Annotated in this window: 6 protein-coding genes; 2 read left to right on the forward strand and 4 right to left on the reverse strand. The window is 58.4% G+C overall.

The genetic code is table 11. The annotated features are described in order from the left end of the window. Nucleotides 1–18: 18 nt before the first annotated feature. A complete protein-coding gene (locus tag HUW35_RS12125) occupies nucleotides 19–651 on the forward strand; it encodes a thioredoxin family protein (protein ID WP_255463265.1) in 633 nt (210 codons plus the stop codon). 194 nt (nucleotides 652–845) lie between these two features. Continuing rightward, nucleotides 846–2,543: a glycoside hydrolase 43 family protein gene (locus HUW35_RS12130; RefSeq protein WP_181252567.1), complete on the forward strand. Its 1,698-nt coding sequence runs from the start codon at nucleotides 846–848 to the stop codon at nucleotides 2,541–2,543. 71 nt (nucleotides 2,544–2,614) lie between these two features. Here HUW35_RS12130 and HUW35_RS12135 read toward each other — a convergent pair whose 3' ends face one another. From HUW35_RS12135 to bioA, 4 genes are all read right to left on the reverse strand, one after another. Further along, nucleotides 2,615–5,296 (reverse strand): cellulose binding domain-containing protein, encoded by a 2,682-nt coding sequence (locus HUW35_RS12135; protein WP_181252568.1) that lies wholly within the window; start codon nucleotides 5,294–5,296, stop codon nucleotides 2,615–2,617. Between the two features lie 254 nt (nucleotides 5,297–5,550). Continuing rightward, nucleotides 5,551–7,452: a cellulase family glycosylhydrolase gene (locus tag HUW35_RS12140; protein WP_181252569.1), complete on the reverse strand. Its 1,902-nt coding sequence runs from the start codon at nucleotides 7,450–7,452 to the stop codon at nucleotides 5,551–5,553. 88 nt (nucleotides 7,453–7,540) lie between these two features. Then, nucleotides 7,541–10,366, reverse strand: a complete 2,826-nt coding sequence (locus HUW35_RS12145) for a glycoside hydrolase family 9 protein (RefSeq protein ID WP_181252570.1) — start codon at nucleotides 10,364–10,366, stop codon at nucleotides 7,541–7,543. Between the two features lie 146 nt (nucleotides 10,367–10,512). Continuing rightward, nucleotides 10,513–11,784 carry an adenosylmethionine--8-amino-7-oxononanoate transaminase gene (bioA, locus tag HUW35_RS12150; protein WP_181252571.1) on the reverse strand — a complete coding sequence of 424 codons (1,272 nt, stop codon included), beginning with the start codon at nucleotides 11,782–11,784 and terminating at the stop codon, nucleotides 10,513–10,515. Nucleotides 11,785–11,859 lie beyond the last annotated feature (75 nt).

Here is an 11,859-nt window from a genome sequence, read left to right on the forward strand (position 1 = left end):
CCAAGAGGATGCGTGATCGTGAATACACAAGGTATGAGTGGTAAACGTTTTTTCCGTAATGTGCTGAGTGGTGCCGCGCTGTTTGCGCTCCCCGCACTGGCCCTGGCTGTGGCAGTGCCCGGAGAAAAAGCGCCGGACTTCACGGAAGTGGACGCGGCAGGAGAAACCCGCAGCCTGGAGGATTACAAAGGCGAGTGGCTGGTGCTGGAGTGGTTCAACAAGGATTGCCCCTATGTGAAGAAGCACTACGGCAGCGGCAATATGCAGGCGCTGCAGAAGAAATACACCGACCAGGATATCAACTGGCTGACGGTCATCTCCTCCGCCAAGGGCAAGCAGGGTTACCTGGAACCGGCGCAGGCACTGGAAGTGGCGGAAAGTCACAAGCTGGCTGCCAGCGCACCATTCCTGCTGGATAGCGATGGCAGTATGGGCCGCGCCTACGGGGCCAAAACTACACCGCATATGTTCATCATCAACCCGGATGGTGAAGTGGTATACGCCGGTGCCATTGATGATAACGATTCTGCCAACCCCGCGGTCATACCGAAATCCGCCAACTATGTGGCCGCTGCGCTGGATGCTTCGCTAAATGGTAGTGAAGTATCTGTGGCGTCTTCGCGCGCTTATGGGTGTAGCGTGAAGTACTGATCTGCGATTGGCCTTTTGCACGTTTTATCGCCACTTCGCAGAGAAGTGGCGAAGCTCCTTTAACTTTCCTTTTCCTTCCCTCTGTCACATTGATTGAAATTTTGGCCTGACCAAAGATAAAATGGTCAGCCAAATTTTCACGTCCCCTCTGAAATAGTACCCCTCAGAAAAAAACCGATAACCGCGGGAAAATTATGAAGCACGATGTAAACGTTTTCAGGCTGATTTTGCCATTAATCCTAACTGCTCTTTTGGTCAACGGTTGCGACCACGCAGAAGTAGCGGAAATCAAGCCAGGCCACTTTTCGACTGCGCCAGTTGCCCTGTGGCAGGCAGACCTGGGCGACGGCCACTACCAGAACCCCATCCTGTACGCAGACTATTCAGACCCGGACGTGGTTGCGGTAGGCGATGACTTTTACATGACCGCCTCCAGCTTCAACGCATCCCCAGGCCTGCCGTTATTGCACTCCACGGATCTGGTGAACTGGGAACTGATTGACTATGTGGTGGACAAGAATGTCCCAGCGGAGACCTTTGCTGTGCCCCAGCACGGTAACGGCATCTGGGCACCGAATATCCGCTACCACGATGACAAGCTGTGGATCTTCTTTCCCGATCCGGATCACGGCATCTACATGACCAATACCGCCGATCCCAAGCAGGGTTGGAGCGAGCCGAAGCTGATTCTGCCGGGCAAGGGCATTATCGACCCCACCCCGCTGTGGGATGACGATGGCCAAGCCTACCTGTTGCACGGTTGGGCAAAGAGCCGTTCCGGCAAGAACAATATCCTCACGCTGCATAAAATGTCCGCCGATGGCTCCGAGGTGGAAGCGGAAGGCGAGGTTGTGATCAATGGTCATGAGCTGGAAGGTTACCGCACGCTTGAGGGGCCGAAGTTTTACAAACGCGGAGAGTTCTACTACGTATTTGCGCCCGCCGGCGGGGTACCGGTGGGTTGGCAGTCGGTATTCCGTTCCAAAAATATTTACGGTCCCTATGAAGACCGTATCGTGATGGAGCAGGGCAATAGCATCACCAACGGCCCGCACCAGGGTTCCTGGATTCACACCCCGGCGGGGGAAGACTGGTTTATCCACTTCCAGGCGCGCGGTCCCTATGGCCGCATCGTGCACTTGCAGCCAATGGCATGGAAAGACGGCTGGCCGGTAATCGGTGTGGATGAAGACGACGATGGTGTGGGCAACCCGGTGACCAGTTATCGTAAACCGGAAGTCAGCAAACCGAGTCCGGTAAAAAACCTGCCGTTTGCGGACGACTTTGCCGATGACGAGCTGGCTCTGCAGTGGCAGTGGAATGCCAATTACAGTGAAGACTGGTACAGCCTGGACGCGCGCGAAGGTTACCTGCGTCTGTTCGCACAGCAGAACGTGGACCCGGAAGGCGACAACCTGTGGATGCAGCCATCGCTGCTGCTGCAGAAACTGCCGGCGCCGGAATTTATCGTACAGACCACCCTGGAGATTCCCGACACACTCGGCGAAGTGGAAGGTGGCCTACTGATGTTTGGCGAAGACTACGCCTGGATCGGGTTCCGCAACCTGCCCGGCAACGGCGAAGTGGAAATCGGTGAAGTGAGCTGTCGCGATGCGCGCAAGAAATGCACCGAGCACTTTGAACCGCACACCCGTGTGAAAGCCGGCGAGTTGACACTACGGATGACGGTAAGTCAGGGCGGGCAGACGGTACTCAGCTACCAGAAAGAAAATGGCCGCTTCCGCGCACTGGGTGAACTCTTCCAGGCCCGCCGCGGACGCTGGGTGGGTGCCAAGATCGGTTTGTTTATCCGCACCGATGACGCTGAGCTGGTGAATGCGGAAAACTATATTGATGTAAAAGAATTCCGCTTTATCCAGCCGAAGCGCTAAAATGCCGCGAAACCGAAAAGGGCTCCATTACGGAGCCCTTTTGCGTTGCAATATCGGACTTCCCAGTCGCTTCAGGGCGTATAGATATCCGGCCACGGATACGTCAGTACCTCACTGCCGATATAAAAACTCGGGTGCGGCGGCTGGTTGTAACCGCTGTTCTGCCAGGCGATGGCCGCGCGGTATTGTGGATCGTGCATCAAGGTAGGTATGCGCAGATCCGTACCGTAGGGGGTAGCATAGATCCGCAGCGCGGAGCTATCACTGGTCGCCCACACCACTTCCTCTCGCCAGTCACCGAACAGATCGGCGGAAAGGGATGGCGTCGCCTTGGTGCCATTGTTGGAGACAACATTGGAACCGGTCAGCAAGCGCACTGCAGGGTCGTAGTTGTCGATGCGGGTACCATCCAGTAATTCCCGTTCTCCGTCACCATCCCACCAGATCAGGAAATTGGTGGGACCGGGTTTGGCGGCGACCGCACTACCGCTGGCATTGAGTAGACCGCTGACCCGCGAGGACCAGAATTCGCCCCCCGGATTGCCTGCCCATATATTACCGGCCACGGCCCGGCCATTGTCGCCATTTGCCGGGGTCTGGAAAATCACCGAGCCGTTCCGGCCGTCGATCAACCGCGACGAGGGCTGGTTGCTGTGCTCCGCGGGCATAAAGATTTCCTGGCCGGGACGGCCGGGTACGAAATCGCTCACGTGCAGTGCGTCACCGTGATACATGCGGGTGTTCCACAGCGGCTGGCCGTTGGCACCGATCGCCATGGCACCGAAGACAATATCCTGGCGTCCGTCACCGTTCAGATCCGCGATGGATAGGCTGTGAGCGCCTTGTCCCTCGTATTCTCTGCCCGCTTGATTGGAATCGAATATCCAGCGGGTGGAGAGGTTCTGCCCATCGAAGTCCACTGCCCAGATCACGGTGCGGGTGTAATAACCGCGGGAGAAAATCAGGCTGGGGGTGGCGCCATCGAGCCAGGCGGTACCGGCCAGGAAACGATCCACGCGGTTGCCGTAGTTATCTCCCCAGCTGCTCACGTTACCGCGCGGGGGCTGGTAATCGACGGTGTCGATGGCGGCGCCGGTGCGGCCGTCAAAGATGGTGAGAAACTCCGGGCCGGAGAGAATATAACCGGCGGAGTTGCGGTAGTCGGCACTGGCATTGCCAATCACATTACCTGTGCCATCCACGGTACCGTCAGCGGTTTTCATCGCCACTTCCGCGCGGCCGTCGCCATCGTAGTCGTAGGCCTGGAACTGGGTGTAGTGGGCGCCCGCGCGAATGTTGCGCCCCAGATTGATACGCCACAGGCGTTCGCCATTGAGACGATAGGCATCCATGTAGACGTTGCCGGTAAAACCACTCTGGGAATTATCGCGTGAGTTACTGGGGTCCCATTTTACAATCAGTTCATACTGGCCATCACCGGTAAGGTCGGCTGCGCTGGCATCGTTGGCGGAATAGGTGTAGCCGGGCCCGCCCGCCGGGCGCTGGATCGGTACGTCAAAAAAGCCGTTCCCGTCGAACACGAGTTCTGCGGGTGCCGGCGCACCCTCGCTGCCATTGGTCACTGCACGTACTGAATAGGCGGCACCGGCAGACCCGTTCCGGTCCAGATAGTTGCTCGCGCCTGTAATCAGTTGGCTATTGATTTTTTGACCATCGCGGTAAAGGTTGAAGGCGACATCCGGGTCGTCGGTGCCAAGAATGCGCCAGCTCACCAGGTTTCCATTGCCGGTGGGCACGACGGTCAAGCCGCGTGTCAAATGTTCCATCTGATAGTTGCCACCACCGGTGGAAGTACAGGCACCGGCAGATGGTCCGTCGCCAGTTGCCGTGAGGGCGTCGATATTTGCCAGGCCGTCGCTGCCCGAGGCAACCAGTTCTATGGTGTTTTCCCCAGCGGTCAGCGCGACCACGACGCTAGCCTGGCTCCAGCTGGTCCAGCCGCCGGTGGAGGGAAAATCCACGCTGGCCAGGTCGGCACCGTTGACGCGCACACTGGCGGGCCGGTTTGCACTGCCGCCGTTGGCAAAGCGCCAGTCCAGCAGGTAATCGCTGGCAGATGCCGCATTCAGGCTCCAGCGAATGCGCGTTCCGCTCAGGTTGTGGGTATTGGCGAAGCCACCGCCGGTGAATCCGGCATTATTGCTATCGATACTACCGTCGACACCACAGAATCCGGTAGCGTTTTCCTGCAGGGTAATCGCGTTTCCACCACCGGACGAACCGCCGCTGCCCGAAGAGCCGGAACCACCACTGGAGGAAGAGCTTGAAGACGAACTTGAAGAGCCACCGCCGGACGAGCTGCTCGACGAACCGCCACCGTTACACACTGTGCCATTAAGGGTGAAAACGGCTGGGATCTGCGCCGGGGGCACGGCGTCGGTCAGCTGGATACCAAAGTTGTGGGTGGCGCCGGGGGCGATGGTGCCATTCCAATGGCTGGCGGCATTGGAGGCACGGATACGGGTGCCACTTTGCACAATATTCGCATTCCAGCCGCCGCTGTGGCTTTCACCACTGCCGACATCCCACTCCAGGGTCCAGCCGGCAATGGGCGCATTGCCGGTATTGGTGATGCCCACGTCGGCCTGATAAGCGCCGTTCCAGTCGCTGATGGGATAGTCCACGTCACAGGAAATGGATTCCTGTGACTGCGCCAGCGAAGGCAAAAGCCCAATACTGGCTGCGGCCGCGACCCAGAGCCGGGCGGGGAACAAAAGGGGTTTTTTGTTCATCGTCATTGTCTCTCTTGTTGCGTAAGTTTTTATTTTTATCGGGGTACTTGGCGCTTGTTATTAGTGAGTAGTTTAATTTTCCGGAATGTGCGCCTGATCCGGAGCCATTTGAGTTCCTCCTTTGGCCAGCAAATGAACGCAGCCGGCGTTTTTACAGCCGCGGGCTGAATCACCGGTTGATCAAAAATGAGATCACAGGAAAATTTAAAAACTATTCACTGTGACCCCGGTTTATGTCGGATGGGTTGTTTATTTCAGTCGCCGCTGCAGGTGGGCAGACTGAAGTTGCCGTTGTGCACGCCCTGGAAACCGAACGTCGCTGATACTCCCGGTTGCAGGCTGCCATTCCACTCCAGATTACTCACGGTGATCGTCTGTTCGTCGTCACTGGCCTGGAAAACGCCGCCCCAGCCGCTGTCAAACTGGGTGCCCGGTGCAAAGCGGAGCGCTGCCGACCAGCCGCTCAACGGCGTATTGCCACCATTGGTTACGGTGACTGTGTTAATGACAAACCCGTCTGCCCACACATCGGCGGTACCCAGTTCACAGATGACGTCCGTTTCGGGCTCTGGTTCCGGTTCGGGGGTGGTTTCACTGACGACTTCAATGTACAGGCTGTCACTGGCGGGCAGTTCGATACCACCATTGTCTATCGCAACCAGCTGCAGCTGGTATGTGCCGATTTCTGCGGGCGCTGTGACCGTGGTAGGGCTGCTATTGGCGGTAGCGACCAGGCCACCATCCAGGTAAATGTTGGCGCCGCTGCTCTTGCGCAGGTTGAATGCAATGGATACGGGTTCTTCAGGCAGGAACTGGCTGCCATCAGTCGGCGAGACGACATTCAGCTTCGGTGTTTCTGTGCCGTAATATTCGCTGACGCTAATACCGGTGGCGCTACTGCCCAGTGCTACTTCGTGATCCAGCCCTACGAACTTGCCGTCGGTGTTTTTCCACAGCGCACTTTCCAGTAGCGCGTATTTTTCTTCGTCCCAGGTCTTCCAATCGTATCCCCACAGGCCCCCGGTATCGCCGGAGTTGGGATTCAGGCACCAGAAGGTGTGATGCAGCTTGTGCTCGACAATCAAATCGCGGGCATACCCCATCCATTTTTCGTTCTGGCCGCCATCCATATGGCCACCCCACTCACCGAACAGCAGCGGTGAAATACCCTGTTCGTACAGGTAGAACCAGTTGTCCCGCCAGGCGTCATTGATCAGGGATTCATAGGTGAAGTCCGGCTCGAACCAGGGCTGCTGGTAGACGGAAGGGCCGTAAATATGTGGTGAGTAAACCAGCTGGTCCTGATTGGGCCCGAGATCGATGGGGTGATCGACCACACCGCGCAGATTGCCGCCCCACCAGTAGTTGTGGAAGTCCTTGCTGGAATTGCTGTTCCAGGTCACGCCGTCTTTGGGATAGGACTCGATGCCCTCGCACAGCACCAGCAGATTGGGATTGATGGCCAGTACCCGTTTTGACGCCGTTTCACAGGCGTGTTTCCAGTTGGTCTCGTCGGTGGAGCTGTCCCATTTGGCGAATGGCGAATCCGCCCAGGGTTTGCCGTGGGGTTCGTTCTCGATATCGAAGGCGAGTATGGTGTCGTCGTTTTTGTAGCGTTCCGCCATCCATTCCCAGGTCTGGTAAAAAATCTTGGTAGTAAATACGTCGTCGTACCACATGGGGGCAAAGTGACCGGAGTTGTCCGCCTTTGCACTGTGTACATCAATCAGGATTTTGACCCCGTACTTTTTCGCCTGGACGACCACCGCATCAAAGATTTCCAGAGACGTTTTGCCTTCCAGCTCCGGGTTTACATAATCGTTGATACTGGGTACCGCGGCGAGGCCGCTCTGCCACTCGTAAATCAGTTCGGTAGAGATGGGGATCCGCAGAATATTGATTCCGCGGCCGGCCAGGTCCGCCATGGCTTCTTCGAGATTTACCGCCCACAGGCCGTGAAATACCCGCTCGCTGGTATTGAAGCCAAACCAGTTGGCACCGGTGAGCCACACCGGGTTGCCCTGTTGATCCACAATCTGATTGCCTTGCACATGCAACCAGTCGTCATCGGGTTGTGCCTGGACTTGGGCATGCGTATTCATGTTTATGGCAAGCGTCAGTGCGCTGGTAAGCGCAAGCAGGTTTAGTTTATTCATGGGTTCCTCATTATTCTTATCCGGTTTTTTACTGCTTGAAGAGAAGTCCCCGGCGGAAGCCGGGGACTTGTTCAGGAGGGAGGTATGATCAATCAGCACTGCAGGTCGGCAGGCTGAAGTTGCCGTTGTGGCCGCCCTGGAATCCAAGCACGGTGGAGCCACCGGGCTGCAGACTGCCATTCCAGGCCGCGTTGGAAACGGTTACCACCCGGCCGTCTGCCGAGAGGCTGAACTCACCGCTCCAGCCGTTTACCAGGGTGATGGGCTCGGCAAAGGTGAGCTGGATTTCCCACGCCTGGATTGCCTCGCTGCCGTCGTTGGTTACGGTGATATTGTTCAGCACGAAGCCGTTGTTCCAGGTGTCTGCACTCAGCGCTTCACAGCTGACGCCGTCACCGCCGCCAGTAGACTCCGCTTCCACGGTAATCGTCACACTGTCGCTGGCAGTGAGTTCTTCCCCGTCGTCAACGGCGCGCACTTCGATCTGATGGTCACCGAGGCTCGGCGCCGGGATGACCAGATCGGTTGCGCCGCTGGCGCTGGATGTCAGCACGCCGTCGAAGTAGAGGTTCACACCGTCTGCGTACTGCAGTGTGTACTGCACGGTGATGTCTTCCCCTTCATCAAAGGTGCTGCCGCCGGCGGGGGCGGTGATGCTGACAGCGGGTATTGGCGGGGATTCCACATCGATGGTGACGGTGGCTGCCGGGGATACCGCACCGGCGTTGTCGGTGACGGTGTAGGTAAAACTGTCGGCGCCGAAGAAGCCTGCATCGGGGGTATACAGCAGCTCCGCACCGCTACCGCTCAGGCTGCCGTTGGCGGGACCGGTTGCCACGGTGTAGGCCGTGATACTGCCATCGCTGTCGCTGCCGGACAGGGTCACCATTACCTGGGATTCGAACCCGGTCTGTACGTTCACGTCGCTCGCGCTGGGCGCACAGTTGATACCGGAGTCGCCGCCGCAGCCCTCACCGGGTTCCTGGCCCCAGATCAGTTCGCCGTCGTCGTACAGTGCGATCAGCGGTGCCTCTTCGCGGCTGCTGCCGTAATTATCCCAGGAGGGGTCGTTGCTTGGATCCCAGGGCAGACCTTCCGGTACCGCAATTCGGAACTGGGTTTCCTTCTTGCTCGCGGACTGGCCGCCGGGATAGATATCCACACCGGCAAATGACACTTCCACATAGAAAATGTTGTCCGCGGGATCGCCCCAGGGATGGGGGCCGGTGAAGCCGCTGGCCTGACTGTAGGCACTGGCGAGTTGCAGGTCGCTGGCGGAGTAGCCCGCGTCGACCAGTTCGGAAATGTCGATCCAGTAGCGCAGGCTCAGGTTGTCGGTGAGACGTGCCGGCCAGGCGCTGCGGTTGTGTGGGCGCGCGCTGATTTCTGTGTGGCGGGGGCCAGTGGAATTCAGTTTGGCATCCACGAAGAATTCCGTATCGCGGGTTTCCGGTGCCGGGAAACTGTCCTCTGGAATCGGGTTGCCACCGAAGTCCAGCCACAGGCGCGCCAGGGCACCGGTAAAGCCGGCGTTGTAGTCCGTGGCCACTTCGTTCAGTACGTAATCACCGCGGTCATTCTCGAAGCCATCACTGGGATCCGGGCCGCCCACGAGGGCGCCGACCAGGGTGTGGCGGTTGTCGATCGGATCCGCCAGGCTGTCGTTCCAGGAACCGTGCGCGGTGCGGTGATGGGGCGAGGTGGGATACACAGAGCCGTAACCGATCTGGTAGCTCATGTTCATCGGGTTGTCGCCGAGCAGATATTCCATCTGGCCCGCGGCAAAATCGTAATACGTCTGCGCCTTCGGGTTACCCGGGTCTACCTGATTGAGGTAGTCCGCATACACCAGCGCGATAAACGAGGTATTGGAGGTGTAGCGCGCTGCCCCCCACTGATCCAGATGCGCGAGGCCACCGGGGGTGTAGCGCACACGATTGCCCTCGTAGCCGGTGGTCCAGAAGTCCAGCCAGCGTTCGGCATCGGCCCGGTACTGGGGGTTGTCGGTAAGCTGCGACATCAGCACGTAACTGCCGTAGCTCTTGTCATCCCAGGCGTGGGTCCATTTGTAGGAGCGGGTTGTGGATTGCGGTTCGGTGGACAGGTTGGCGTAATAGCTGTTGGCCTTGTCCAGGTAGGACTGTTCGCCGGTGGCGCGATACAGCCAGGCCGCCCCCCAGACCAGCTCGTCGTTATAGCCACTCCAGGAGTTGTAGAAGCTGGTGGCGTCGGTAATACACTCGCTGTAGGCGCCGCGATAATTGTCCGCAAAACTGTACAGTTGCTCTGCGTGCTGCAGCAGGTTGGCCGCATAGCCGGCGTCGGTGGACTCGAACACCATGGAGATCGCGGCCAGTGCCGCGGCAGTCTCCCCGGCCAGGTCCGAGCCCGGGCAGCTGGCATCCACCTTGTAGGAGGGGCGGGCCATCGGCATTACTTCTGCAGAACCCCACCAGGCGTGGTCTGCACTGCCGTTGCCTACCTGGCCCCACAGTTCATCGGGCGCGGTGTGGGCTTTGACAAAGTAGTCTGCGACAAAGCGCAGGTTATTCAGCATGTGTGGCAGCTGACCGGTCTGCGCGTAGGCCTCGCGATTCTCCACGACGCCCCAGGCCAGCACGGTGGCGCTGGCGGCCATGGGGAAGCCGAATTTCACGTGGTCACCGGCGTCGTACCAGCCACCGGTCAGGTCTACATTCTGGTCAGCGCCATCCTGCATTCCGGAGTCACCGCGCCATTCATTGCGGTTCCAGCTGGGAATCGGGCCTGACTGCTGGGCCTCGTAGAAATAAATGGATTTCTGTAGCGCCTCGCCGTAGTTGGCGGCGAGGGCACCGGAAGAAAACAGTGCGGAACCGGCCAGGGTCGCGGCGATGGCGGCACTGAGCGGTTTGCTGGCTCTGATCAATCGCATGGTAAAAAATCCTTCTTGTAAATTATTGTTTTCGGGCAGGTGGATTGCCCGGCGAGCCTTTGCACTCGCACAAGAAGGACGTATTGCGATTTACTTCGGGAAAGCTTTCTCCGCCAGCTTTTACATTTTGTGATGGATTACGAGTTTCAGAGTGCGGAGAGCGTTTCGTTCATGGCACTTGTCAGCTGTGTCAGATCTGATGCAGAAATCATATACGGCGGCATGGTGTACACCAGTTTGCCGAAGGGGCGCAGCCACACACCGCGTTCGATCAGGCTTTCCTGAAGCGTGCGGTTATCCACAGGCTGTTTCATCTCCACGACACCAATGGCGCCCAGCACCCGCACATCGGCAACCCCGTTGGCGTTCTTGAGGGGCGCCAGTTCTTCCTGCAGTTGCGCTTCAATACCTTGCACCTGCTGTTGCCAGTCGCGTTTCAGCAGCAGGTCGATACTGGCATTGGCAACGGCGCAGGCCATGGGGTTACCCATAAAGGTCGGGCCGTGCATGAATACGCCGGCTTCGCCATTGCAGATTCCATTGGCGACTTTGTCAGTACACAAGGTGGCCGCCATGGTCATGGTGCCGCCGGTGAGTGCTTTGCCGAGGGTGAGGATGTCCGGGCTGATGCCTGCGTGCTCACAGGCAAACATTTTGCCGCTGCGACCGAAGCCGGTGGCGATTTCGTCGGCGATCAGCAGCAGGTCGAATTCGTCACACAGTGCACGCACCTTGCGCAAGTATTCCGGGGAGTAGAAACGCATACCGCCGGCACCCTGGACGATGGGTTCCAGAATGACCGCCGCCAGTTGCTGGTGATTCTGCTCAACCATTTTCTGCAGTTCGGCGATGTCTTCGTCAGTGCAGGGTTCGTCGAACCTGGGTTGCGGGGCGGGCGCGAACAGGTGCTGGGTGAGCTGGCTGGCAAACAGGTGGTGCATGCCGTTGACGGGGTCGCAGGTGGCCATGGCACCGAAGGTGTCGCCGTGGTAGCCGTTGCGCAGCGCGAGCAGTCGGTTTTTTTCCGGTTTTCCCTGGGACTGCCAGTATTGCAGGGCCATTTTGATGGCGACTTCGACGGAGACGGAGCCGGAGTCGGCGAGGAAGACTTTCTGCAGCGGTTCCGGGGTCAGGGCGACGAGCTTTTTGCTGAGTTCGATGGCGGGCTCGTGGGTAAGTCCGCCGAACATGACGTGGCTCATTTTTTCCATCTGTGCCTGCATGGCGGCATTCAGTTCGGGGACGTTGTAGCCGTGCAGGGTGCTCCACCAGGAGCTCATGCCGTCGATCAACCCGCGGCCGTCTTCCAGATAAATTCTTACCCCTTCGGCGCGTGCGATGGGGTAGACCGGAGGGGGATTGATCAGGGAGGAGTAGGGGTGCCAGATGTGGTTTTTATCGAACTCTAGATCCATCATGGTTTGGTGGAATTCTTCTTTAGCAGGTGGGTGGCGGGGAAGCACCGGGGAGCTGTTTTCGGAACCGCTGTGAAT

It is taken from the genome of Microbulbifer sp. YPW1, assembly GCF_013367775.1.
Classification (GTDB): domain Bacteria; phylum Pseudomonadota; class Gammaproteobacteria; order Pseudomonadales; family Cellvibrionaceae; genus Microbulbifer.

Bases quoted from the DNA above. Each gene is read 5' to 3' on its own strand.
- HUW35_RS12130 (WP_181252567.1), top strand. From the start codon at position 846: ATGAAGCACGATGTAAACGTTTTCAGGCTGATTTTGCCATTAATCCTA.
- HUW35_RS12135 (WP_181252568.1), bottom strand. From the start codon at position 5,296: ATGAACAAAAAACCCCTTTTGTTCCCCGCCCGGCTCTGGGTCGCGGCC.
- HUW35_RS12140 (WP_181252569.1), bottom strand. From the start codon at position 7,452: ATGAATAAACTAAACCTGCTTGCGCTTACCAGCGCACTGACGCTTGCC.
- HUW35_RS12145 (WP_181252570.1), bottom strand. From the start codon at position 10,366: ATGCGATTGATCAGAGCCAGCAAACCGCTCAGTGCCGCCATCGCCGCG.
- bioA (WP_181252571.1), bottom strand. From the start codon at position 11,784: ATGATGGATCTAGAGTTCGATAAAAACCACATCTGGCACCCCTACTCC.